Source organism: Staphylococcus sp. EG-SA-14 (genome assembly GCF_017151935.1).
Taxonomy (GTDB): domain Bacteria; phylum Bacillota; class Bacilli; order Staphylococcales; family Staphylococcaceae; genus Staphylococcus; species Staphylococcus aureus.
This window is the reverse complement of sequence record NZ_JACVZM010000001.1, coordinates 1-26,377: the sequence shown is the minus strand read 5'-3', so window position 1 is coordinate 26,377 and position 26,377 is coordinate 1. Positions and strand designations below refer to the sequence as shown.

The 26,377-nt window shown below is 32.4% G+C and carries 26 protein-coding genes; 15 read left to right on the top strand and 11 right to left on the bottom strand.

Annotated elements, in window-relative coordinates; all coding sequences use genetic code 11:
• The first annotated feature begins 35 nt into the window (after positions 1 to 35).
• The 5 genes from fdhF (at position 36) to IDG63_RS00110 (ending at position 6,157) form a co-directional block, all read left to right on the top strand.
• Entirely contained in the window at positions 36 to 2,990 is a 2,955-nt protein-coding gene (fdhF, locus tag IDG63_RS00130) for a formate dehydrogenase subunit alpha (RefSeq protein WP_001155278.1), read from the top strand.
• Positions 2,990 to 3,463 (top strand): helical membrane plugin domain-containing protein, encoded by a 474-nt coding sequence (locus IDG63_RS00125; protein ID WP_000840811.1) that lies wholly within the window; start codon positions 2,990 to 2,992, stop codon positions 3,461 to 3,463. Before fdhF ends, IDG63_RS00125 begins: the two co-directional genes overlap by 1 nt.
• A gap of 227 nt (positions 3,464 to 3,690) precedes the next feature.
• Entirely contained in the window at positions 3,691 to 3,924 is a 234-nt protein-coding gene (locus IDG63_RS00120; RefSeq protein ID WP_000921246.1) for a hypothetical protein, read from the top strand.
• A gap of 21 nt (positions 3,925 to 3,945) precedes the next feature.
• A complete protein-coding gene (locus IDG63_RS00115) occupies positions 3,946 to 4,722 on the top strand; it encodes an N-acetylglucosaminidase (protein WP_000739229.1) in 777 nt (258 codons plus the stop codon).
• A gap of 310 nt (positions 4,723 to 5,032) precedes the next feature.
• The gene (locus IDG63_RS00110) at positions 5,033 to 6,157 is read left to right on the top strand and encodes an FAD-dependent monooxygenase (protein WP_000684140.1); all 1,125 of its coding nucleotides are present in this window, start codon (positions 5,033 to 5,035) and stop codon (positions 6,155 to 6,157) included.
• 80 nt (positions 6,158 to 6,237) lie between these two features.
• Here IDG63_RS00110 and IDG63_RS00105 read toward each other — a convergent pair whose 3' ends face one another.
• The 3 genes from IDG63_RS00105 to IDG63_RS00095 form a co-directional block, all read right to left on the bottom strand.
• Entirely contained in the window at positions 6,238 to 7,191 is a 954-nt protein-coding gene (locus tag IDG63_RS00105; RefSeq protein ID WP_000417016.1) for a 2-hydroxyacid dehydrogenase family protein, read from the bottom strand.
• Between the two features lie 361 nt (positions 7,192 to 7,552).
• Positions 7,553 to 8,053 (bottom strand): CHAP domain-containing protein, encoded by a 501-nt coding sequence (locus IDG63_RS00100; protein WP_000737705.1) that lies wholly within the window; start codon positions 8,051 to 8,053, stop codon positions 7,553 to 7,555.
• Positions 8,054 to 8,289: 236 nt separating this feature from the next.
• Entirely contained in the window at positions 8,290 to 8,712 is a 423-nt protein-coding gene (locus IDG63_RS00095; RefSeq protein ID WP_000206114.1) for a DUF4870 domain-containing protein, read from the bottom strand.
• Between the two features lie 247 nt (positions 8,713 to 8,959).
• On the opposite strand from IDG63_RS00095, the gene IDG63_RS00090 reads away from it, so the two are divergent.
• The 3 genes from IDG63_RS00090 to IDG63_RS00080 all read left to right on the top strand — a co-directional run bounded on the left by IDG63_RS00090 (position 8,960) and on the right by IDG63_RS00080 (position 11,953).
• A complete protein-coding gene (locus IDG63_RS00090; RefSeq protein ID WP_000684567.1) occupies positions 8,960 to 10,042 on the top strand; it encodes an NAD/NADP-dependent octopine/nopaline dehydrogenase family protein in 1,083 nt (360 codons plus the stop codon).
• A gap of 94 nt (positions 10,043 to 10,136) precedes the next feature.
• Entirely contained in the window at positions 10,137 to 11,537 is a 1,401-nt protein-coding gene (gene nhaC, locus IDG63_RS00085) for a Na+/H+ antiporter NhaC (protein ID WP_000977742.1), read from the top strand.
• Between the two features lie 173 nt (positions 11,538 to 11,710).
• Positions 11,711 to 11,953: a hypothetical protein gene (locus IDG63_RS00080; RefSeq protein ID WP_001789136.1), complete on the top strand. Its 243-nt coding sequence runs from the start codon at positions 11,711 to 11,713 to the stop codon at positions 11,951 to 11,953.
• A 17-nt stretch (positions 11,954 to 11,970) separates the two neighbouring features.
• Here the strand turns inward: IDG63_RS00080 and IDG63_RS00075 are convergent, their stop codons facing one another.
• Entirely contained in the window at positions 11,971 to 12,780 is an 810-nt protein-coding gene (locus IDG63_RS00075) for a CHAP domain-containing protein (RefSeq protein WP_086095921.1), read from the bottom strand.
• Between the two features lie 609 nt (positions 12,781 to 13,389).
• Between IDG63_RS00075 and IDG63_RS00070 the strand changes: the two genes are divergently transcribed.
• The 4 genes from IDG63_RS00070 (at position 13,390) to sarR (ending at position 17,279) form a co-directional block, all read left to right on the top strand.
• Positions 13,390 to 15,345, top strand: a complete 1,956-nt coding sequence (locus IDG63_RS00070) for a helix-turn-helix transcriptional regulator (RefSeq protein WP_000131847.1) — start codon at positions 13,390 to 13,392, stop codon at positions 15,343 to 15,345.
• Positions 15,346 to 15,370: 25 nt separating this feature from the next.
• Positions 15,371 to 16,114 carry a SarA family transcriptional regulator gene (locus tag IDG63_RS00065; protein ID WP_000032848.1) on the top strand — a complete coding sequence of 248 codons (744 nt, stop codon included), beginning with the start codon at positions 15,371 to 15,373 and terminating at the stop codon, positions 16,112 to 16,114.
• A gap of 63 nt (positions 16,115 to 16,177) precedes the next feature.
• Positions 16,178 to 16,504 carry a PH domain-containing protein gene (locus IDG63_RS00060; protein WP_000599589.1) on the top strand — a complete coding sequence of 109 codons (327 nt, stop codon included), beginning with the start codon at positions 16,178 to 16,180 and terminating at the stop codon, positions 16,502 to 16,504.
• Between the two features lie 427 nt (positions 16,505 to 16,931).
• A complete protein-coding gene (sarR, locus tag IDG63_RS00055; protein WP_000036076.1) occupies positions 16,932 to 17,279 on the top strand; it encodes an HTH-type transcriptional regulator SarR in 348 nt (115 codons plus the stop codon).
• Positions 17,280 to 17,467: 188 nt separating this feature from the next.
• On the opposite strand, the gene IDG63_RS00050 is transcribed toward sarR, so the two are convergent.
• The 7 genes from IDG63_RS00050 to IDG63_RS00020 are packed head-to-tail and all read right to left on the bottom strand — an operon-like array spanning position 17,468 to position 22,516.
• A complete protein-coding gene (locus IDG63_RS00050) occupies positions 17,468 to 18,304 on the bottom strand; it encodes an urease accessory protein UreD (RefSeq protein WP_000344352.1) in 837 nt (278 codons plus the stop codon).
• The gene (gene ureG, locus IDG63_RS00045) at positions 18,304 to 18,918 is read right to left on the bottom strand and encodes an urease accessory protein UreG (protein WP_000002973.1); all 615 of its coding nucleotides are present in this window, start codon (positions 18,916 to 18,918) and stop codon (positions 18,304 to 18,306) included. The genes IDG63_RS00050 and ureG overlap by 1 nt, the downstream gene beginning before the upstream one ends.
• A 12-nt stretch (positions 18,919 to 18,930) precedes the next feature.
• A complete protein-coding gene (locus IDG63_RS00040; protein ID WP_000565255.1) occupies positions 18,931 to 19,620 on the bottom strand; it encodes an urease accessory protein UreF in 690 nt (229 codons plus the stop codon).
• A complete protein-coding gene (gene ureE, locus IDG63_RS00035; RefSeq protein ID WP_000634589.1) occupies positions 19,613 to 20,065 on the bottom strand; it encodes an urease accessory protein UreE in 453 nt (150 codons plus the stop codon). The genes IDG63_RS00040 and ureE overlap by 8 nt, the downstream gene beginning before the upstream one ends.
• A gap of 12 nt (positions 20,066 to 20,077) precedes the next feature.
• Positions 20,078 to 21,793 carry an urease subunit alpha gene (gene ureC / locus IDG63_RS00030; RefSeq protein WP_000008673.1) on the bottom strand — a complete coding sequence of 572 codons (1,716 nt, stop codon included), beginning with the start codon at positions 21,791 to 21,793 and terminating at the stop codon, positions 20,078 to 20,080.
• Complete coding sequence (locus IDG63_RS00025) at positions 21,790 to 22,200, bottom strand: urease subunit beta (protein ID WP_000612128.1); 411 nt, start codon at positions 22,198 to 22,200, stop codon at positions 21,790 to 21,792. Before IDG63_RS00025 ends, ureC begins: the two co-directional genes overlap by 4 nt.
• 13 nt (positions 22,201 to 22,213) lie before the next feature.
• Complete coding sequence (locus tag IDG63_RS00020; protein ID WP_000545928.1) at positions 22,214 to 22,516, bottom strand: urease subunit gamma; 303 nt, start codon at positions 22,514 to 22,516, stop codon at positions 22,214 to 22,216.
• A 259-nt stretch (positions 22,517 to 22,775) separates the two neighbouring features.
• On the opposite strand from IDG63_RS00020, the gene yut reads away from it, so the two are divergent.
• From yut to IDG63_RS00005, 3 genes are all read left to right on the top strand, one after another.
• Entirely contained in the window at positions 22,776 to 23,681 is a 906-nt protein-coding gene (gene yut, locus IDG63_RS00015; protein WP_000691094.1) for an urea transporter, read from the top strand.
• Between the two features lie 216 nt (positions 23,682 to 23,897).
• A complete protein-coding gene (locus IDG63_RS00010) occupies positions 23,898 to 25,052 on the top strand; it encodes an acyl-CoA dehydrogenase family protein (protein WP_000999206.1) in 1,155 nt (384 codons plus the stop codon).
• A gap of 213 nt (positions 25,053 to 25,265) precedes the next feature.
• Positions 25,266 to 26,174 (top strand): ABC transporter substrate-binding protein, encoded by a 909-nt coding sequence (locus IDG63_RS00005; protein ID WP_000735036.1) that lies wholly within the window; start codon positions 25,266 to 25,268, stop codon positions 26,172 to 26,174.
• Positions 26,175 to 26,377: the final 203 nt, after the last annotated feature.

The following is a 26,377-nucleotide window of genomic DNA, read 5'->3' as shown; positions in this document are numbered from 1 at the left end:
ATTTACGGAAAATATATATAGACGGGGTGAGTAATATGCAAGAACATTTGGTGGTTACACTTGATGGAAAAGATTATCTTGTAGAACCAGGTACGAATTTACTTGAATTTATTAAATCACAAGATACTTTTGTACCTTCAATTTGTTATAACGAGTCGATGGGACCAATTCAAACATGTGATACATGTACTGTTGAAATTGACGGTAAAATTGAACGTTCATGTAGTACGGTGATTGATCGTCCAATGACTGTAAATACTGTGAACAATGATGTGAAAGATGCTCAAAAAGAAGCGCTTGATCGAATTTTAGAAAAGCATATGCTGTATTGTACAGTATGTGATTATAATAATGGTGATTGTGAAATTCATAATACGATGGATGCATGGGGGCTTCAGCATCAAACGTATGAATATAAAGAGAAGCCATATGAAAAGGATTATGGTCCATTTTATCGTTATGATCCAAATCAATGTATCTTATGTGGGCGTTGTGTAGAAGCATGTCAAGATATCGAAGTGAATGAAACTATTAGAATTGATTGGGATCGTGAACATCCACGTGTTATTTGGGATAATGATGTACCGATTAATGAGTCTTCATGCGTATCTTGTGGTCAATGTGCGACGGTATGTCCATGTAATGCCATGATGGAAGTGAATATGGAAGGTAATGCGGGTTATATGACTGATACGGAACCTGGTTCATTAGCAGCAATGATTGATTTAACTAAAAAAGCAGAACCTGGTTATGGTCCACTATTTGCAATCTCAGATTCAGAAGCAGAAATGCGTAAAGAGCGTATTAAGAAAACTAAAACAGTGTGTACTTATTGTGGTGTGGGTTGTTCATTTGAAGTTTGGACTAAAGATAGAGAAATTTTAAAAGTACAACCATCACATGATTCTCCAGCAAATAAAATTGCGACTTGTGTTAAAGGTAAGTTTTCATGGGGACATATTAATTCAGATCAACGATTAACTAAACCACTAGTAAGGAAAAATGGTGAGTTCCATGAAGTAGAATGGGATGAAGCTTTAAATGTCATTGCAGATAATTTTACATCTATTAAAGAAAAGTATGGCCCAGATGCACTATCATTCATTTCTTCTTCTAAAGCGACGAATGAAGAATCGTATTTAATGCAAAAATTAGCAAGACAAGTTATTGGCACAAATAACGTTGATAACTGTTCAAGATATTGCCAAGCACCTGCAACAAAAGGCTTATTTAGAACGGTTGGACACGGCGGTGACTCAGGTAGTATTGAAGATTTAGAAAAAGCGGCAATGTCTGTATTGATAGGTACCAATACAGCCGAAGCACACCCAGTTATTGCATCACGCATGAAACGTGCTCAAAAATTATTTGGACAAAAAATACATGTGTTTGATATTAGAAAACATGAAATGGCTGAACGTGCGGATCGTTTTTATCAACCGAAACCAGGTACGGATTTAGCGTGGTTAAGCGCAGTGACTAAGTATATTATTGATCATGATTTACACGATAAAGCATTTATCGATGAGTGGGTAGATGATTTTGATGAATATTACAAATCATTAGAAACATTTACAATGGCTTTTGCTGAAGAAGCAACAGGTATTCCTGAATCAGAATTGATTAAATTTGCTGAAGAATGTGCTAAAGCTGAATCTGTTGTAATTTGTTGGGCAATGGGTATTACACAACAAGACATTGGTAGTGACTCAAGTACAGCGATTTCAAACTTATTATTAGTAACAGGTAATTATCGTCGTCCTGGTACTGGTGCGTATCCATTACGTGGACATAATAATGTTCAAGGATGTAGTGATATGGGAAGTATGCCTGATAAGATTACTGGTTATCAAAGTATTGAAGCGGATGATATTCGCGCTAAATTTGAAAAAGAATATGGCGTTAAATTGAATCCAAAAGCTGGTAAAGATAATCATGAAATGGTAGAAGGTATACATGACGGAGAAGTACACTCATTGTACTTATATGGTGAAGATACGGGTATTGTGGATTCAAATATTAATTTTGTACAAGCTGCGTTTGAAAAATTAGATTTCATGGTAGTCCAAGATGAATTTTTAACATTCACAGCAACATACGCAGATGTTGTATTGCCAGCAAGTCCTTCACTTGAAAAAGACGGTACTTTTACAAATACCGAACGTCGTATTCAACGTTTATACCAAGCATTAGAACCTCTTGGTGATTCAAAACCTGACTGGAAAATTTTCCAAGCAATTGCTAATAGATTAGGATTTGATTGGAATTACAAGCATCCTAGTGAAATTATGGATGAAGTAGCACGCTTAACACCTCTATATGCTGGGGTAAGTTATGATCGTTTAGAAGGATTCAATAGTTTACAATGGCCAGTACAACCTGATGGTACTGATGAGCCTATTCTATACTTAGAAGGATTCAATTTTGATAATGGTAAAGCAAAATTATTCCCATTATCATTTGATAATTACTTTAAGCAAGATGAAATTTATGATATTCATGTAAACAATGGTCGATTGTTAGAGCACTTCCATGAAGGTAATATGACTTATCAAACACCAATGATTAAATACAAAGTGCCACGTGCATTTGTTGAAATTTCTCCAGAGCTTGCTGAAGATAGAGGCATTCATGAAGGTGCAGAAGTTAAGCTGATTTCTGAAACAGGAGAAGCGGTATTACAAGTTCACGTGACAGATCGTGTTAAAGGTAAAGAAATCTATATTCCATTAAATAATGATGCGATGGAAAATGGAGATCTAGGTGCAATTAACTTATTAACTAATAGTGATGTTGATCAATACACGGATACACCATCTTATAAACGTACTAGCTGTCGTTTGGAGGTAATTACGAAACGTGGTAAGTCACCGTTGAATCCTAATAATTTCCGTGTCAATAAAAAACGTCATCCGCAGTACAGTGTTCAAGTACAGAAAAAATGGGAACGTTCAGATTATGTTTTCCCGGGAAATCAGGTGGATAAATAATGGCTGAGAGAATATCTTCTAAAATTAGACGCTTAGAAAAATCAGAAGAACAAATTAAGTTAGAAAGTTTAAATGAAGTTACAGAGGCAATTGCAGCGAATAAAGATAGTATATTAAAAGCAATCAAGCTTATTAAAACATTAGATGATGCAAAACTATTAGATGCTTTAAATGGTGCAATTCGAGGACGTCAAGTCATCATAAATAAATTTGCAGTTGAACTTAATAAAGATATTTATACAGGGCTATTATCTAATATGGCTTCAATGGTATTTTTATTAGGTGAACTCAATGTATCAGATTTAAGCGACTTCCTAAATAAAGTTAATAAAGGATTACACGTTGCCAATCAAGCGAGTCCAAATGCTAAGACAACTATAAGAAGTCTATTGGGCGTATTGAAAGATGACGACATGAACCGTAGTTTAACATACATGCTTAATATGCTAAAAGGTATGTCTCGAGAAGAATAACATTACAATGAAAAAGTGTTTCTACATGCAAGCAGTGTAGGAGCACTTTTTTTAATTTTTGTAAAAATTAAAAAGGGTGTTTTTGATGGAATAAATGAATAATATTGAAAAACAAAAAAATCACGTGCTATTGTGAATCAATCATCGACAGGCCTATGAAACATCATGTATTATTATGATTATGTAAGTTATTTAAATAAAAAGGGTGAGTGCATATTAATTCGAGAATGTTAAAAACGTCAGCTGTAATTTCTAATACATTATTAGTCATAGGTTTAGTCTGTCTATTTATGATGAAATTAGTGTTAGCTATTACTTTTTTTGCTGTTTCATTATCAATTAGTCTAGTTGTCTTTAATATGATGTTCAGAGATAGAACAACGATGAAAGTAATCGTTAACGCTTCTTTTTTAATCGTAATATTAGCGATTGTAGTGGCATATTTTTTATTGTCTAAGTAAGAAAAATGAGGTTTTGTCTATATGAAGAAGAATTTCAAGTTACGCATTTCAACGCTACTATTGATAGTTATTTTAGTTGTTTTTGCTGTATTACTCATCGTGAATGAAACTAAATTGTTTAAAAATGATGTGAATTACTCTTTTGATGAGGCTGTTTCAATGCAACAAGGGAAAGGTATTGTACAGACAAAAGAAGAGGATGGTAAATTTGTTGAAGCAAATAATAATGAAATTGCTAAAGCAATGACTATTTCACATAAAGACAATGATATGAAGTATATGGATATCACAGAAAAAGTGCCAATGTCGGAATCTGAAGTTAACCAATTGCTAAAAGGTAAGGGGATTTTAGAAAATCGAGGGAAAGTTTTTCTAGAAGCTCAAGAAAAATATGAGGTTAATGTCATTTATCTTGTTAGCCATGCACTAGTAGAAACAGGTAACGGCAAATCAGAATTAGCAAAAGGCATTAAAGTTGGAAAAAAACGCTATTACAACTTTTTTGGTATAGGAGCATTCGATAGTAGTGCTGTTCGTAGTGGGAAAAGTTATGCTGAAAAGGAACAATGGACATCACCAGATAAGGCGATTATTGGTGGTGCAAAGTTCATTCGTAATGAATATTTTGAAAACAATCAACTGAATTTATATCAAATGCGATGGAATCCAGAAAATCCTGCGCAACATCAATATGCGAGTGACATTCGCTGGGCAGATAAAATTGCCAAATTAATGGATAAATCCTATAAGCAGTTTGGTATAAAGAAAGATGATATTAGACAAACATATTATAAATAAGACATCGGTGCTTAAAGGAGCTGGAACAATTTATTGTTTCGAGCTCCTTTAGCGCATTCTGAGTGTGTTAGTTAAATGGATTTTAACCTAACAAAAAACGCTATATAGCATCAAATATGCTATATCCCACATCATTGTTACAAATGTACATTATGTAAATGAATATTGCTGTCTAAATGTGCATGTAATGTACAATGGTGCAGATAATACACTTAAGTCCTTAAAAATGAAACGTTAGTTCCAAGAGTCATTTTTAAACAATAGTGCATGTGATAAAATAGAAAAGAATGAAAAATATAGAGGTGACAATATGAAGATAGCAATTATAGGTGCAGGCATCGGTGGATTAACAGCTGCTGCATTATTACAAGAACAAGGTCATACTATTAAAGTCTTTGAAAAAAATGAGTCAGTTAAAGAAATTGGCGCTGGGATTGGTATCGGAGATAATGTGCTTAAAAAACTAGGTAATCATGACTTAGCTAAAGGTATTAAAAATGCTGGGCAAATCTTATCTACAATGACAGTGTTAGATGACAAAGATCGCCTGTTAACTACTGTTAAATTAAAAAGTAATACATTGAATGTGACGTTACCACGCCAAACATTAATTGACATTATTAAATCTTATGTAAAAGATGATGCAATATTTACAAATCATGAAGTCACGCATATAGATAATGAGACAGATAAAGTTACCATACATTTCGCGGAACAAGAGAGTGAAGCATTTGATTTATGTATTGGTGCTGATGGAATTCATTCTAAAGTGAGACAATCTGTAAATGCTGACAGTAAAGTATTATATCAAGGGTATACATGCTTTAGAGGTTTAATTGATGATATTGATTTAAAGCATCCGGATTGTGCAAAAGAATACTGGGGAAGAAAAGGAAGAGTAGGTATTGTTCCGTTATTAAATAATCAAGCATATTGGTTCATTACAATTAACTCGAAGGAAAACAATCATAAATATAGTTCGTTTGGTAAACCTCATTTGCAAGCATACTTTAATCACTATCCAAATGAAGTTAGAGAGATCTTAGACAAACAAAGTGAAACAGGTATCTTATTGCATAATATTTATGATTTGAAACCACTCAAATCTTTTGTTTATGGTCGTACTATTTTACTAGGAGATGCAGCACATGCGACAACGCCTAATATGGGGCAAGGTGCTGGACAAGCAATGGAAGATGCTATCGTATTAGTAAATTGTTTTAACGCATACGACTTTGAAAAAGCATTACAGCGTTATGATAAAATACGTGTCAAACATACTGCAAAAGTAATTAAGCGTTCTAGAAAAATCGGTAAAATTGCCCAATATCGTAGTTGTTTATTTGTTGCAGTTAGAAATCGTATTATGAAAATGATGCCAAATGCATTAGCAGCTGGACAAACTAAATTCTTATATAAATCGAAAGAAAAATAATACAACAATATGAAAACCCCCGTATGTTGAAATGAGAGCTCAACATATGGGGGTTCTTGTTTTTATAATAAATTCAATTATTAGTTAACGACAAATTGTGGTTTCTCACCTTGAACGGCACTAATTGCAGCATTAGCAACAATTTTAGACATCATGTCACGTGCTTCAAATGTAGCATTACCAATATGCGGTGTTAATACTACATTATTAAGTGATTTTAAGTCATCGGTAATATCTGGTTCAAATTCATATACATCAAGTGCAGCACCTTCAATTTCATTATCTTTCAATGCTTGCACTAGTGCTTGTTCGTGCACGATTGGACCACGAGAGGCATTGATTAAATACGCCGTAGATTTCATCATTTTAAATTGTTCTGTATCAATTAAATGATGCATTTTAGGATTATAAGCAGCGTTGATAGTGATAAAATCTGCATTCTTTAATAGTGTATCTAAATCTACATATTTTGCACCGATTTCTCGTTCTTTTTCTTCTTTGCGATTAGGTCCAGTGTATAGCACATCCATGTCAAATGCTCTTGCACGACGAGCTACTGCACTACCAATTTCACCTAAACCGATAATGCCGATTGTTTTCCCAGATACTTCTCTACCTCTGAAAAATAAAGGTGCCCATCCGTCAAATCCAGTTGTACGTGATAATTGGTCCCCTTCAACAATACGACGCGCTACTGCAAGTACTAATCCAATTGTTAAATCAGCAGTCGCGTTTGTTGATGCTTTAGGTGTGTTTGTAACATCTATACTTTTTTCTCGGGCATACTCGATATCAATATTATTAAAACCAGCGCCATAGTTGGCAATGATTTTTAAGTCTTTACCAGCATCGATAACATCTTTATCAACGTTTGTAGATAATAAACTAATTAAGGCAGTCGCGTTTTTAACACCTTTAATTAAAGTGTCTTTATCGACTAATCCTTTACCTTCATACATTTCAACTTCAAAATGTTCTTGTAAAAGTTTTAAACCTACTTCTGGTATTGCACCAGCAACATAAACTTTTTCCATAAAAGATCACTCCTTTTATCTTAGTATAGTAGAAGATTAGACAGTATACAACTATGTCATGATGTCTTGTGTATCAATGATGTAAGCGCGTACTTTTGATGGAGGTGATATAACTTAGGCACTGTAGAACTATGAATATTGTAATGTGGAAAAACTGGATCAATTAAATTAGATAACGTAGTTTTAAAGTTAATAGTATTAGAAAAAATTAATATTATGAATATGGGAGGAAATATAAATAAGTAGGTGGCAACGAAAAATAGCAAAAAAAGAGCTTCTCCTATAAAGGAAAGCTCAAAGTTTTTTGATGACATATGTACTAGAATTAAGTTTCAAGACAATATGTATCATCGTGTTTATATTAAATATGGATGTAGTTGTAGTTACCTGCTTCACTTGCAGAAATAGTTCTAGAACTTACTGAGAAAGGTCCGCCACTATAATTCATTTCTGAAATTGTAACTGAACCATCACTGTTTACACTTTCTACATATGCAACGTGACCAAATGGCCCTTCAGAAGATTGTAGGATAGCGCCTTTAGAAGGTGTATGATTTACTGTGAATCCAGCACCTTGTGCAGCAGCAGCCCAATTATTAGCATTTCCCCAAGTAGAACCGATTTCTCCGCCAACTTTATCATATACATACCAAGTACATTGTCCTGCAGTGTATAAGTTACCAGAATGTGAAATTGATGATGTAGTTGTCGTAGTTGTTGTAGTCGTTGTAGTTTGAGTCGTGTTGTAGTTATAGTTGTTGTAATTTGTATAATTTTCAGCAGCATCTGCATGATGTGCTTGACCTACTAATGCTGTGCCGATTCCTGCTGTTAACGTAGTTGCTGTTACTAATTTTTTCATGAATAAAGTCCTCCAAAGTTCTATATCTTTTTTTATAAATAAAACGTAGCGACTGTTTTATTCTCACATCTCGAATTGATGACAATAGTTACTTTAACAAAATTAATGCTTCTTGTGGGGAATGTTATTGATTTGTAAAAGAATAAAAAAACTTTGACTAATTTTGTAATAAAAATTAGTCAAAGTTACAATGAGATTAACAGATAATTAATAGGAAATATTTATTTGTAATATGTTTAAATAAATCGAATTGTTAAAGGTATTACATATTCTTGGCCATTATAATATTTGACACACGCAATAATTGTGAATACAAAAGATAATATTGAGAAAGCGAATATGGATAAAATACCGATAAATGTAATGATGAAACCTATAATGATAATGAAACTAATATCGGTAGCAATTAGGAAAACGCCTATTAAAGTGATAACGACTAAAACGATAGACCAAATAATATAAGAAATCGTATAGTTAAGATAATTTTTTCCAGCACGATCAACTAGTTTCGATTCATCTTTTTTCAATAACCATATAATCAGTGGACCAATAATAGATGTGAATAAACTTAATAAATAGATAAGCATCGCCATAATGTTCTCATCATTGGATTTGCGATTCGGTTGATGATTTGTTACGTCGTTCATTTCAGTTGTCATATTAGACACTCCTTTGAAAATTGTAATATTATCTTTAACTATAACAAAATATAATCAAAAATAAACATGTTTATTAAACAATTATTAAAAATAAAAATAATTGGTGGACGTCGGCGTTTAAATAGGTTAATTTAAGGTTATATATACTTAACATTTATAATGATGCGTAATGAATTCGCATCATTTTTATATTGTCTTACGTATAATTTGTTTTTAATTTTAACCAAAGATAGAAAGAGGGTTGTTTATGAAAATAGCAATTGTAGGATCAGGAAATGGCGCAGTTACGGCAGCAGTAGATATGGTGAGCAAAGGCCACGATGTTAAATTATATTGTCGTAATCAATCTATAAGTAAGTTTCAAAACGCAATCGAAAAGGGCGGATTTGATTTTAATAATGAAGGTGATGAACGTTTCGTAAAATTCACTGATATTAGTGATGATATGGAATATGTTTTAAAAGATGCTGAAATTGTTCAAGTGATTATTCCATCTTCATACATAGAGTATTATGCTGATGTAATGGCAGAGCATGTAACTGATAATCAGTTGATATTCTTCAACATGGCTGCAGCAATGGGGTCAATTCGTTTTATGAATGTTTTAGAAGATAGACATATTGAAACAAAACCACAACTAGCGGAAGCTAATACGTTGACGTATGGTACGCGTGTCGATTTTGAAAATGCAGCAGTTGATTTATCTCTAAATGTACGTCGTATCTTCTTTTCAACATATGATAGAAGCTGTCTAAATGATTGTTATGACAAAGTTTCAAGTATTTATGATCATTTAGTAAAAGAGGAAAGCTTAATTAAAACAAATCTTGAAAATGGTAATCCTGAAGTGCATCCAGGACCAACATTATTGAATGTCGGTCGCATTGATTATGCTGGCGAGTTCGCTTTATATAAAGAAGGAATTACTAAACATACAGTTAGATTACTTCATGCAATCGAATTAGAACGTTTGAATTTAGGCCGTAGATTAGGTTTTGAATTATCAACAGCTAAAGAATCACGTATTGAACGTGGTTATTTAGAACGTGATAAAGAAGATGAACCATTAAATCGTTTGTTTAATACAAGCCCAGTATTTTCACAAATTCCAGGACCAAATCATGTAGAAAGCAGATATTTAACTGAAGATATTGCATATGGTTTAGTACTATGGTCAAGCTTAGGTCGTGTTATTGATGTACCGACACCAAATATAGATGCAGTAATTGTAATTGCATCAACCATTTTAGAGAGAGACTTCTTTGAGGAAGGCTTAACAGTTGAAGAAATTGGTTTAGATAAGCTTGATTTAGAAAAATATTTAAAATAAATGATGGCTTGAAGATAGAAAAGGATATAGCATTATGCAAAAGCAATAAATTGAAGAAAAGAGGTTTCTCATCAATAAGCGAAGGGGACGATAGATGATGAAAAGAAAACCAACCTTTTTAGAATCAATTTCGACAATGATTGTAATGGTTATTGTTGTTGTAACAGGCTTTGTGTTTTTTGATATTCCAATTCAAGTATTATTAATTATTGCCTCAGCATATGCCACATGGATTGCAAAACGTGTAGGCTTAACATGGCAAGATTTAGAAAAAGGCATTGCAGAACGTTTAAATACTGCAATGCCTGCAATTTTAATTATACTAGCGGTAGGAATTATAGTAGGCAGTTGGATGTTTTCTGGCACAGTGCCAGCCTTGATTTATTATGGCTTAGATTTATTGAATCCAAGCTATTTTTTAATATCAGCCTTTTTTATAAGTGCTGTTACATCTGTAGTAACTGGTACAGCATGGGGCTCTGCGTCAACTGCAGGGATTGCACTTATTTCTATTGGTAATCAATTGGGGATTCCTCCAGGGATGGCTGCGGGTGCTATTATAGCAGGCGCTGTATTTGGCGATAAAATGTCACCATTATCAGATACAACTAATTTAGCGGCGCTTGTTACTAAAGTTAATATATTTAAACATATACATTCGATGATGTGGACGACGATACCTGCATCAATCATAGGTTTATTAGTATGGTTTATTGCTGGATTTCAATTTAAAGGGCATTCAAATGATAAACAGATTCAAACTTTGTTATCAGAGCTTGCACAGATTTATCAAATTAACATATGGGTCTGGGTTCCCTTAATTGTGATCATTGTTTGTTTGCTATTTAAAATGGCTACAGTGCCAGCTATGGTAATATCAAGCTTTTCTGCCATTATAGTGGGGACTTTTAATCATCATTTCAAAATGACAGATGGTTTCAAAGCAACATTTAGTGGTTTTAACGACTCAATGATACATCAGTCTCATATTTCATCCAGTGTGAAAAGCTTGTTAGAACAGGGTGGTATGATGAGTATGACCCAAATATTAGTAACGATATTTTGCGGATATGCATTTGCAGGTATTGTAGAAAAAGCAGGATGTTTAGAAGTCTTATTAACTACTATTTCTAAAGGCATCCATTCTGTAGGAAGTTTAATATGTATTACTGTTATTTGTTGTATTGCGCTTGTATTCGCTGCAGGTGTTGCTTCGATTGTAATTATTATGGTCGGTGTGTTAATGAAAGATTTGTTCGAAAAATACCAAGTCTCTCGTTCCGTTTTATCAAGAACACTTGAAGACTCAAGTACGATGGTCTTACCTTTAATACCATGGGGAACATCAGGTATTTACTATACGAATCAACTTCATGTCTCTGTTGAAGAATTTTTCATATGGACAGTACCATGTTATTTATGCGCAATTATAGCAATTATCTATGGTTTTACAGGGATAGGTATTAAAAAGTCATCGAATTCACGTTTAACTTAATGTGAGCGTGGAATATATATAATATGTTGAAACACTTTAATCATTTATAATTGTAGCGGTTATAATTTGAAAAGGTTTTAACTTAGAATAAATATCCTCTATACATATACTGAATATGTTTTGTAGCGGAACATGTTGATATATGTAATGTAAGTTTTATGTCATGATTTGTAATGACTAAATTAATTGAGAATTTGAAGGCAAGTATATTTGTAAGTACTTTAACTAAAAATTTATCAATGTATAGCCGATTTGACATGCCTAAATTTGGGTGTGTCAATGGCTGTATGTTGTTTATTCTTTATTACAGAGTGAATCGGATTGGTGAAAATCGAAATTTTGAGATTTTTACCAATTCGATTTTTTTCATAGAAATTAAAAAAGCCAACAAGGCTCTTGAAACCTTGTTGGCGTAAAACTTAGTCATCACTAATTAGTGAATGAAGTTATAACCAGCAGCTTGGCTAGCTGAGATTGTACGTGAAGTTACAACACCTGGGCCATAACCATAGTTCATTTCTGAAACTCTTACTGAACCATTGCTGTTAACACTTTCAACGTATGCAACGTGACCGTATGCACCTTGAGTTGTTTGCATAATTGCACCAGCTTTTGGTGTATTGTTCACTGTGTAACCAGCTCTTGCAGCTGCGTTAGCCCAGTTACTTGCATTGCCCCAAGTTGAACCGATTTTACCACCTACACGATCAAATACGTAGTATGTACATTGACCAGAAGTGTATAAGTTACGACCAGAAGTGTAACCACTTGAGATTGAACGGCCATTTGATGATGGAGCCATAGTTGTAGTTACTTGAACATTGTTGCTTGAAGTGCTGTAGCTTGCACCTAAACCACCAGTACGGTAGCTGTTTGTGTTGTAACTATTATAGTTATTGTAGTTATATGATTGATTATTATTTGAGTAGTTGTTATAACGGCTGTAATTATTGTAGCTATAACCATTGTTGTAATTGTTGTAGTTATAGTTATTGTAGCCATTGTAGTAGTAATAGCTGTAGTAGCCATTATCTTGGTTTAATGGACTTGGATGCCAGTTACCTTTCCATGTGTAATGGTAGTTACCTTGTGCATCAATAGTGTAAGTATAGCTATATGATGTTGGGTCATTTGGATTATAACCGTAGTTATCTTGCTCAGAAGCATGAGCTTGATTTCCTGATGCAATTGCGATTGTAGCGAATCCTGCAGTTGCGATAGTAGCTGTAGCGATTTTCTTCATTTTAAAAATATCCTCCTAAAAATTTTAAATCTAAAATATTTTCGTAATGTCCGTGTGACAAAATTAATGTTATAAGTTATCTCTCGTAATTAAACGACAAGAAAGACTATAACAGAAATTAGCGTCCTTGTGTGCTTTGTTAACGTTTTGTAATTTTTTGCTAATATCTTGACACAATAGAATTTTAAAAGTATAGAAATTTGCATTTTGCAAAACTTATAACTACGGCATTCTTTGTGAAAACTGAATGTTCCGAAAATAAGTCTGTTACAAATTTGTAATATTACTGAAAATTCTAAATGTATATTTTGTGCATAATATAGGACTTTTAATCAGAAAATGCATAAAAATTCGACACGAACGATCAAGTTTCTATGATTATGAAAGCTTTGGTATTTGGATGAAAATGTATATTTAATGGATAAAATATCCTAATTTAGCATAAAAAAATGTTTTAATAAAAGTATTATTTGATATAATCGATTTATGTTTTGTTACTGCTAAAAAACATGTGGCGATATAATTGGTAGTGAATATTAGATGTTGACAATTGATTTGAGAAAGACAAACAGGAGTAAATCAATATATTTGTATATGTGAGGATGTAAGATGACAGATAATTATTCACTACATATTTATAAAAGTATGAAAATGAGTAGTGTGAAGGAAGCGAACTTAAAAATTATATATTGGCTACAAGGTACAGGTGTAGTTTCAATCAATCTACAACAATATGATGTAAAAAGAAATGATGTCACCGTTATTATGTTGAATGATTTGTATCAAATTGATGGTCATGATGATAGTGTATGTTGTGTTGTTGAAGTAAGTGCAAAGACATTTTTGAAGTTTATGAATGCAAACTATATGATGCGTGGCAAGGTATTAACAAATGAGGTTGCTAGCACTTTTAGAATCTTGATTAAGTATTTAATCTACAGCAAAATTAAACAACAGTCTTATAATGCTAATGATAAGATTATTAATTACATGTGTGTTGAATTAATGTCATTAAATACATACGATGGTAGTCGTCATTTAGTAGCCGAAGAAGTGCACGATTATTTAACAAACAACCACCATAAAAAGATAAATAGGAAAGATGTCATTAATCAAGTTAGTATTACAAACAAAGCTTTAAGTGACATGTTTAAAGCGACACCTTATAGTAATTTTATTCAATATTTAAATCATATTAGACTGGAGCATTGCTTAATTGATATTTTAACTTCTAAGAAGCCTATTGAAGAAATCGCAAGTAGTCATGGTTTTAATCATTATTCTCGTTTTATACACCTCTTTAAAGAAACGTATGGTAACACTCCTAAATTAATTAGAAAAAGATATAGTCCAACATCTCATTCAATTAACCATTCCCAATTAGTTGAAATTGATAAAAATATAATTGAATTATTTGATGATACTAATCAAAGTTCTTCAAGTATGCGCGAGATTGATATACCTTTTGAGCCTACAAAAAGGAGTCAAATGTATCAACCTAAAAACATTTATATTAAAGGAAGTAATTTTTATTGGATGGATTATTATACTATTAAACAAATCATTCAAAGATTAGGTGTTAATCCTGAAAACTTGCATATAATTGTTACAATCGACACAAGCAATGAGCTATCGATTGAACAAATCACTTTATTACTTCAAAAGATAGTGAACTACAATGTAAATGTAGTATTTCGTATTAAACATGAATATAAGGAATTGTTAACGAGTACTGAAAGAGGCAAGATAGAAAAGCTAGTAGCCACAATTTTTAATATGACATTTGAGAGTAATAGATGTAAGATTGCATTTTTAATTAACGACTTAAATATTACTGCAATTCAAAAACTGAAACGCTTAATAGATAATTATATAGGAGTATTTGAATTAATATATCATCTGGAACCAAAAGAGTTGAATACGCGCTATGATAAAGAAATTGATCATCTAATAGACTATTTTATCTTACCGCTAAGACAAATAGAACAGGTGTCTATTGCATGTTCTAAAATTATATGTGATGTAGATTTGATTAATGAGAATAATGACTTAAAAGAAAAAATCACAATGTCTGATTTTAATAAGGTTACTGAACTTTTGACAAATTATACAAAATTTCGAGGACTTATTATGCACATGTCAATTATAAGTGAAGCGAGCAAAGAAATAAATTTAACTAGATTATCAATATTCATTTTTATCATAAATATACTTAATCAATTACGAGGGATTGTTATTTATCAAAATGACACGATGATTGTAACGAAGTTCAAACATGAAGTACAATGTGTCATTTGTTTGCCAGCCGCATTGTTAAATGAGAATTCAGACGCTATACGTTTATCGTGTAAGGGTCTTCAACAATTTAGCCATGCTAAAACTAAACAAATTGTTTTAAGTATAGATAAAGATAATCATACTTCCGAAAATGGTGTACTTGTGAATGATATTATGCAACAACACAGTTATTGGAAAGCTAATTTTATAGAAAGAAATATTTATGATCATTCATTAATGGTCTCAAGCAATAGTATTGTTCATTTGAAATATCATCTTGAGATATAGGCATGGTTTAAGAGAGGTTTTAAAGATGTCTAAATTTAAAGTTAAGCGTTTAACTGCACACATACTAATGTTGAAAGTCATTAATGATATGTTGAAATATTCATTTCATCTCACTTTGACTCAAGTGAAACTATTAAATCTATTAGTTAAATATGATAATTCTGATTCCAATAGCGCTTCAATAGATAGGTTATTAAAAATGAAAGAAATCCAATCTAAGATGGCACTTCTTCAAATGTTAAGTTATTTAAACAATCATCAATGGCTATTGAAAGGAAGAGATCAAAGGGATCAACGTAAATTGACTATTTCGATTAATAAAATGCATATAGATAAAATAGAATATATGAATAATGAGCTTAGTGACTATATTGAACGTTATTTTGGTCAATATACATTTGATTTTAGTTGTGACTATGTATCGTATTTATTGTCGTCACAAGAATTATTTCGAAATCTAAAGTGTTATTTAAATATGTGTCAATTAACATTAGAAGAGTTATACGTTTTAGGAATATTAAATCTGCATAAAGGTCAATTGACGGTTAAAGAATTACAGGGTGAATTCCATCACCCGATATTTGCGGTTAGCCCGATTTTAAAGTGTTTAATTTTGAAGGGATTAGTTAAAAAAGAGAGATGTGAATTAGATGAAAGACGTGTTATTGTAACAATCAAGCGAGAAAAGTTTTCTAAAGTCACTATGCTTATTCAAGCATGTTATAATTATCTTGAAAAGGGAATACAAGTTAAGCTTAATAATAAATAGTTAATCACTTGTATTTCATATACCTATGAAGAATAGTTTATAGTTTTAAGTGGGAGGGATATTATGATTTTAGATAATGTGAATCCGAATGATTTATTTCCAACTGAAAAAAAGGGTCCGTCAGTGCTAGGAATAATTGAGTATCAAGTTCAAGGTGAGAATGAATTTGAAGGGGCATTTATAGCAACAAATGAAAGATTAATTATGAATGTAGATATGAATGGCCAATTTTATTATAGAAGTATTAGTTATAATGAAATAGAGAAGATAGATTATGATGGTCAAACTATAATGTTCAAATTTAATATTGGTAATGTCCCAATGCATGATATTAAAAGTGATAACGTTGAAATGTTTGTTGAATATGTAAAACAACATATGATAGTATAATGTCAATGTATGTAGGTTGATAAGAAGAGTTTGAATGATAACTCATTGCATTTAAAGATAAATGGCATGCGTTATGATTTAAAGCTCTTCTTTTTTTATATTTTATAAATTTTGTGAGCAAGCCATCCAATTAATATAAAAAATATCAAATCAAACACGTTGATATAGATTAAAATTTTAAAAGTTTACATATCAGTTAAGATACAAAATATTCAGACTAATATTTTTCAATTTGGCAAAATATCTTAAACATCAAATTATTATAAGAAATAAATGTATTTAACCATATTCTAGTAATAAAAATATTGAATTTTTATACTTATTTGTTTAGAATGAACTTTATAACATAGTTGGATAGAGTTTCGATTTAATAAATTACATGTGAACCTTGCTACAACAAGATGTGCATCAGAGGAGTGGTTTAATAATGAGTAAAATTAATGACATTAATGATTTAGTCAACGCAACATTTCAAGTTAAGAAGTTTTTCAGAGATACAAAAAAGAAGTTCAATTTGAACTATGAAGAAATTTATATTTTAAATCATATTTTAAGAAGTGAGTCTAACGAAATCTCATCTAAAGAGATTGCTAAGTGCTCAGAGTTCAAACCTTACTATTTAACTAAAGCTTTACAAAAGCTAAAAGATTTAAAATTGTTATCAAAGAAAAGAAGTTTACAAGACGAAAGAACAGTTATTGTTTATGTTACAGATACACAAAAAGCAAATATTCAAAAACTGATTTCAGAATTAGAAGAATACATTAAAAATTAAATCAAGGTTAATTGCGTTTAATAACATTGAACGATAACAATTTATTAAAACGAAGTTATTTATTCAGCATTGGGACATAAAATTAACTTAAAATTTAAATATTGAAGATGCTTTAATTAAAGTTAAAGACTAGCCATACCTTATTTCAGCTTATTAAGCTTGAAACAAGGTACACTAGTCTTTTTATTTTAATATTTTCTTAGAAAATCAAGTTTACGATCATAAATATTTTCTGCGATATAGCTTTGGATGGTTCCAAGTATTTTCTCTATAATTTGTGTGCGATAAGCAAAAATTCTAACTGCAAAACCATGTGTAGGCAATTGAGAAATAGCAACACGACAATCGAATGTATTGCTATAAGAACTAATGGTTTCATAAACTGAATCGATTAGTTTTTGGTTAACATCTTCATGTATGAAGTAAGCAGAGCCATAATGAGAGTAATGTTCCATATAACCTATTTCATTGATCGATTGTTTATTAGGATTCAATAATAAATTATCATATGTGACTAACTCATCTTCAATATAAATTTCATTTATTAAATGCATATATTGATACTTGAAGGCTTCGCCAGTTTTTGAATAACCAGGAGTTAAAATATCAGTATAAAATAATGAACTAGAATTATTGAGATTGAACGTATTGTGTTGATAAAATTTAGCATTTTCATATGCGATGATTGGATCAGCGACATATTCTAAATATGCGTTATCTTTCAAATTAAAAGTTTGATACTGCTCAACATGATTGGAAGGTGTCTTGTATATTTTTGTTGCACCTTGAGATGTCAATGTCACTTTAGCGTTATCTTCGACATTCACATTCATACGGTAACGATCTCCATCTAAATAGCCACCACCTACATTTACTATATAAAATGTAGGAATGGTAGATTGATTTAGATAAACTGGACGTATCACTTTAAGTGCTTTTTCAAAGAAAATATCTCTTGATACTGATCGATTGCCATCGAAAAACACTGTTAAATCAAGTTGCCCAGTCCATTGTTGTTCATCCATTATGATAATCCTTTGAGTAAAGTGTCGCGTTCAATCCAATCGATAACTTCATCCAAACCTTCGTCGGTTTTTAAGTTAGTAAAAGTAAATGGACGTTTACCACGAAATACTTTAGTATCTTCAGCCATTTGTTCTAATGATGCACCTACATAGGGAGCTAAATCAGTTTTGTTAATTACAAAGAAATCTGACTTAATCATACCTTGACCACCTTTACGTGGAATCTTTTCACCTTGAGCAACATCGATAATATATATTGAAAAGTCAACAAGTTCTGGGCTAAATGTTGCTGCTAAGTTATCGCCACCAGATTCTATGAAAATTAGTTCTATATCGTCATGACGTTCTAATAATTCGTCTATTGCTGCAAAGTTCATAGATGCATCTTCACGAATCGCAGTATGAGGACATCCACCAGTTTCAACACCAATGATACGACTTTCAGGTAGAACTCCTGAATTTACTAATATCTTTTCGTCTTCTTTTGTATATATATCATTTGTAATAACGCCGATACTCATTTCTTTTGAAAGACGTTTTACAACTTTTTCAATTAATTGTGTTTTACCTGCACCTACAGGACCACCAATACCAATTTTAATCGGATTTGCCACAATTATAACCTCCTATGATATGAAAATTCTAACATTGACGTTCTCATGCGCCATTTGATTTAGTTCTAAACCAGGCGCTGTCATGCCAAAATCTGCTTCTTTTAATTCGAAAATCTGCTTTCTTGTTCCTTCTATATAAGGAATCATGTGAGTAACTATCTTTTGACCAGCAGTTTGTCCAAGTGGAATAGCACGAACAGCATTTTGAGTTAAACTTGAAACATTTTGATATAAATAGTAATCAATAATCGTTTCAATATCTACACCTAAATGATGGCCTAGCATAGTAAAACAAATAGCTGGATTTAACTTTGCTTTCTTATCTTGCATTTGTTGATGATACCAAGCAATCCATGGGCTATTATAAAGTTCTAAAGCCAATTTAACCATGCGAGTCCCCATTTGTTTTGCACCAACACGTGTTTCTTTAGGTAAGTTTTGAACAAACATCAGTTTATCTATGTGTAATACTTTTTGTGTATCATCATTTTCCAATGCATCATAAACTAAACGCATGGCTAAACCATCAGAATAGGTAAGTTGCTCTTGTAAAAACATTTTTAACCAAGCAATAAAAGTATGATCGTCATGAATTATATTTCGTTGAATATATGTTTCAAGACCAAATGAATGACTGAAAGCACCTGTTGGAAACTGTGAATCACAGAACTGAAATAATCTTAAGTGTGTATGATCAATCATGAGAATGCCCTATATGTCTGAAAGCCTTATTAACTTTACGGTCTTCTCGAACATATGGGATGCCTAAACTTTTTAATAAATCTTCAACTAAATAATCATATTGTACTAGCATTTCAGTCTCTGTAAATTGTGCTGGCAAATGACGATTTCCTAATTGATGGGCTATATCTCCCATTTCTTGCAATGTTCTTGGTTGAATCACTAAAAGATCTTCTGAATTAACATCCACAATAATCATATTATGGTCATCTGCGTATAAAATATCTCCATATTGTAAGTCAATAGGTTGTTTTAAACGAATGCCTATTTCAGTGCCATGGTCTGTAACGACTCTTTGAATACGTTTAACAAGATCTGAATTTTCAAGGTATACTTTTTCGACGTGCTTTTGTTTTTCTGAATTTGACAAATTGGCAATATTGCCTTGGATTTCTTCAACAATCATTCTATGTTCCTCCTAGAATAAGAAGTATCTTTGAGTTAATGGTAACTCAGTTGCTGCATTACTTGTAATTTTTTCTCCATCTACATATACTTCATATGTTTGTGGATCAACGTCTAATTTAGGTGTTGCGCTGTTATTTTTCATATCTGCTTTAGATAATTGTCTAATATTTTTAACTGGACGCACCATGCGTTTTAAATTTAATGCACGATTGATACCATTTTCATAAGCAGTTTTAGACACGAATGTCATTGACGTACTTGTAAGGTTTCCGCCGTATTGACCATACATTTTACGGTACTTCATCGGTTCAGATGTAGGTATAGAACCATTTGCATCGCCATTTACGGCAGAGTTAATTAATCCGCCCTTTACAACTAATTCAGGTTTAACCCCAAAGAAAATTGGGTCCCATAAGACAATGTCAGCTAGTTTGCCCGGCTCGATAGATCCTACATATTCAGAAATACCATGTGTAATTGCTGGGTTAATTGTATATTTAGCGATATAACGTTTGATGCGATTATTATCATTATGTTCAAAATCACCATCTAAAGGACCACGTTGTTCTTTCATGCGATGTGCTACTTGCCATGTTCGTGTAATTACTTCACCTACACGGCCCATTGCTTGTGAATCGGAACTAATCATACTGAATACACCCATATCTTGCAGAACATCTTCTGCTGCAATCGTTTCTTTACGAATACGTGAATCTGCGAATGCGATATCTTCAGGAATAGCCGCATTTAAATGGTGAGTAATCATTACCATATCTAAATGTTCATCTACAGTATTATGTGTATAAGGCAAAGTTGGATTTGTAGATGAAGGTAAAATATTTGAAAATGCAGCGGATTTAATTAAATCAGGCGCATGACCGCCACCAGCACCTTCAGTATGGTACATATGAAGTACACGGTCTTTAACAGCAGCCATTGTGTCTTCCATAAATCCTGCTTCATTTAAAGTATCTGCATGTAATGCAATTTGAACATCAAATTCATCAGCAACATCTAATGCATGACTCAAAGCAGATGGTGTTGCCCCCCAGTCTTCATGTACTTTTAATCCAATTGCTCCGGCATTGATTTGTTCAATGAGTGCAGTTGGATTTGTTGCTTGTCCTTTACCTGTAAAACCGACATTAATCGGTAAACCTTCGGCAGCTTCTAACATTCTATGAATATGCCATGGACCTGGAGTTACAGTTGTTGCTTTAGAACCTTCTGAAGCACCAGTACCACCACCAATATGAGTCGTAATACCACTTTCTAATGCGACCTCTGCTTGTTCAGGATTAATAAAATGAACATGAGTATCAATACCACCAGCAGTGACGATTTTACCTTCAGCGGCAATGATATCTGTTGTTGAACCTATAATAATGTCGACATTATCCATTATATCTGGGTTGCCGGCATTACCTATGGCGAAAATATAACCATTTTTAATGCCTATATCAGCTTTAACCACTTTATCGTAATCGATAATAACGGCATTAGAAATGACAAGGTCTGCAACGTTCACGTCATCACGTGTTACACGAGGATTTTGCGCCATACCGTCTCTAATAGATTTACCACCACCAAAAGTAGCTTCTTCACCATAAACCGCATAGTCTTTTTCTATTTGAGCAAATAGATTCGTATCACCTAAACGAATGGAATCTCCAACAGTTGGACCGTATAAGCTCGTATATTGATTTTGCGTCATTTTAAAGCTCATGATCTTTTTCCTCCTTTTTTATTCACGTTTTCAGCACCGTTATCTCCGAATACACCTGCATATTCATCATTTTCATCAGTTGGGCGATAGACACGTGACTCATCGATAGGACCATTGACCATACCACGAAAACCAAAAATTTTACGTTTGCCAGCATATTCAACTAATTGAACTTCTTTTTTATCCCCAGGTTCAAATCGAACAGCTGCTCCAGCTGGAATATCTAAATGTTTTCCATATGCCATTTCACGTTCGAAATCTAATGCTGCATTTGCTTCATAAAAATGAAAATGTGAGCCCACTTGAATTGGTCGATCTCCTGTATTTTCAACTTCGATAACTGTTTCAGGATGATGGTTATTAATTTCAACCTCTGTACTTTTTGTAATAATTTCTCCTGGTATCATTTGACTGCCTCCTTTAAACAATAGGGTGATGTACTGTGATTAACTTAGTACCATCGGGGAACGTAGCCTCGATTTCGATATCTGTAATCATGTGTTCGACACCATCCATGACATCTTCTTTGTTTAGAATTTGTCTACCATAACTCATTAACTCTGCAACGGTCTTACCATCGCGTGCACCTTCTAATAATTCATCGCTGATTAAAGCTAATGCCTCAGGATGATTTAGTTTCAAACCACGTGCTTTACGACGACGTGCAACTTCCGCCGCCACTACAATCATTAATTTGTCTTGCTCTCGTTGTGTAAAATGCAAATTAAAACCCCCAATTTCATATTAGATACAATTTACAAAATTTATATTAATCCTAATTGTTGTGATAAACAAGTAATATACAAAGTTCAATGTGTAATTAGAAAATTATATTTTTAGCATATCCGCTATTGAAGCAAACAATCTAATCGAAAACAAATAGCGGAATATATTTATGTAAAAACCAAAATAGTTTTTAATATAACTTTTCATAGAATAGTAGTATATTAATGAGTAATGATTCAAAGGAAAGGTGAAAGATTTGAAGATAATAGATGTGCTTTTGAAAAATATATCTCAGGTTGTGTTAATTAGTAATAAATGGACAGGATTATTTATCTTAATAGGATTATTTGTTGCCGATTGGACAATTGGATTAGCGGCTATTGTAGGTAGCATCATCGCCTATACTTTTGCGCGTTTTATAAATTATAGTGAGGCAGAGATTAATGATGGGTTAGCTGGATTTAATCCAGTGTTAACTGCCATTGCGTTAACAATCTTTTTAGATAAGTCAGGATTAGATATTGTTATAACAATGATAGCAACTTTATTAACGTTACCAGTTGCTGCTGCAGTGAGAGAAGTTTTAAGACCATATAAAGTTCCGATGCTGACGATGCCTTTTGTCATTGTGACTTGGTTTACAATTTTACTTTCAGGACAGGTTAAATTTGTAGATACATCGTTAAAGTTAATGCCTCAAAACATTGAAACGGTTAATTTTAGCAACAATGATCGAATACATTTTATTCAATCATTATTTGAAGGATTCAGTCAAGTATTTATCGAAGCGAGTGTAATTGGTGGCGTATGTATTTTAATCGGCATATTGATAGCATCAAGAAAAGCAGCACTCTTAGCTGTTATAGCTAGTTTGTTAAGCTTTATCATTGTAGCTCTATTAGGTGGTAATTATGATGATATTAATCAGGGATTATTCGGTTATAACTTTGTATTAATGGCAATCGCACTAGGATATACATTTAAAACAGCGATTAACCCTTATATTTCGACTTTTTTAGGTGTGTTATTAACAGTAGTGGTGCAACTAGGTACAACAACATTGCTTGAACCGTTTGGCTTACCTGCATTAACATTGCCATTTATTATCGTGACATGGATTTTATTATTTGCTGGTATTAAACATGACAAAGTAGATGCTTGATAGTTAAATCAAACCTAATATTGTTTGAATATCACCTTAAACTATACAGCGAATTGTATAGTTTAAGGTGTATTTTTATGGATAAAATTAAGTGCATACTTAATCGAATTATCAGTTTTCTTTTAATTGTTCACAGCACGTTCCTTTTTATTTTTAAAGTCGAGTGTTAAACTAGGAATAAATAATTTATATTGTGTGTTGTGTGGGGTGACTAATATGAATGATATGGATAATTCCTTTTTAATAACAACGGAAATTCAAAGAAAATGGATTGAAAAATTCAAAGTAATTAGAGATACATTTAAGGCTAAAGCTGAATATAATGATCAACATAGCCAATTTCCATATAAAAATATTGAATGGTTAATTAAAGAAGGTTATGGAAAATTAACGTTACCAAAAGCATATGGTGGTGAAGGTGCGACCATAGAAGACATGGTTATTTTGCAATCATTTTTAGGCGAACTTGATGGTGCCACAGCATTATCTATTGGTTGGCATGTGAGTGTCGTAGGACAAATTTATGAACAGAAATTATGGTCTCAAGATATGTTGGAGCAATTTGCTGTTGAAATTAATAATGGTGCATTAGTTAATAGAGCAGTTAGTGAAGCTGAAATGGGTAGTCCAACAAGAGGGGGAAGACCAAGTACACATGCTGTTAAAGCTGATGATGGGTATATTTTAAATGGTGTGAAGACATATACATCAATGAGTAAAGCACTAACACATATTATTGTTGCTGCTTATATAGAAGAATTAGAAAGTGTTGGTTTTTTCTTAGTGGACAGGAATTTGCCTGGTGTTGAAATTGCCGATAATTGGGACGTATTAGGTATGCGAGCGACAGAAAGTCATGATTTAATATTAAATGATGTAAAAGTACCATTAAAACATTTAGTGGAAACAGAGAAAAGTAAAGCGCCAAATGGTTGGATATTGCATATACCAAGCTGTTATTTAGGTATAGCACAAGCTGCTAGAAATTATGCTGTAGACTTTGCAATCCAACATAGCCCTAATAGTATTGAAGGAACGATTGCAACATTGCCAACTGTGCAACAAAATTTAGGGAAAATGGAAACGCTATTGTTATGTGCGAGACAATTTTTATGGAGTACAGCAAAAGGGTATCAACAATATAAAGATGACAGTCAGATAAGAAATTCAACAAGTGCGAGTAAAGTGATGGTAATGAATCAAGGGCTTGAAGTGATTGATTTAGCGATGAGAATAGTTGGTGCTAAAAGCTTAGAAATGAATCGACCATTACAACGTTACTATCGTGACATGCGTGCAGGATTACACAATCCACCTATGGAAGATGCAGCATATACAAATATTGCTAAGAGTATTACAGATACATTTTAAATTTAAAAAGGTAAATCGATCGTTGATTGGCATAAAGAGATGAAATTTGACGTTCGGATTTACCCTTTTTTGTGGGGATTTATAGGGATGTTAAGATATTTTGCTAAATTTTTTGCGAAAATAAAAAAATAAATAGCACTAGCTATTGTAAATGTATATGCAATCTTGTATAATTTTGGAATAATTGATAATCATTTTCAATAGGAGGAAATTATGAAAAAACTATTATTACCATTAATAATTATGTTATTAGTGTTAGCTGCGTGTGGGAACCAAGGTGAAAAAAATAACAAAGCTGAAACTAAATCTTATAAAATGGACGATGGCAAAACGGTAGATATTCCGAAAGACCCTAAACGCATTGCAGTAGTTGCGCCAACATATGCTGGTGGACTTAAAAAATTAGGTGCAAACATTGTAGCTGTAAATCAACAAGTCGATCAAAGCAAAGTATTAAAAGATAAATTTAAAGGTGTTACAAAAATTGGTGATGGCGATGTAGAAAAAGTTGCTAAAGAAAAGCCAGATTTAATTATTGTATACTCTACTGACAAAGACATTAAAAAATATCAAAAAGTAGCACCAACAGTAGTTGTTGACTATAATAAGCATAAATATTTAGAACAACAAGAAATGTTAGGGGAAATTGTTGGTAAAGAAGATAAAGTAAAAGCTTGGAAGAAAGATTGGGAAGAAACAACTGCTAAAGACGGTAAAGAAATTAAAAAAGCAATTGGACAAGATGCAACAGTGTCATTGTTTGATGAATTTGATAAAAAATTATACACTTACGGCGATAACTGGGGTCGTGGTGGAGAAGTATTATATCAAGCATTTGGTTTAAAAATGCAACCAGAACAACAAAAGTTAACTGCAAAAGCAGGTTGGGCTGAAGTGAAACAAGAAGAAATTGAAAAATATGCTGGTGATTACATTGTGAGTACAAGTGAAGGTAAACCTACACCAGGATATGAATCAACTAACATGTGGAAGAATTTGAAAGCTACTAAAGAAGGACATATTGTTAAAGTTGATGCTGGTACATACTGGTACAACGATCCTTATACATTAGATTTCATGCGTAAAGATTTAAAAGAAAAATTAATTAAAGCTGCAAAATAATTCAGCTATATAAGTTAGTGAAATGAGAGTCTGAAACATATCAATCTTTTGATATTGTATTAGGCTCTTATTTTTAGATAAAGTCCGTATAATTGTGTAAAAGTAAAAAGGCCATATAACAGTCCTTTTACGGTACAATGTTTTTAACGACAAAAACATACCCAGGAGGACTTTTACATGACCCAAGTACATTTTACACTGAA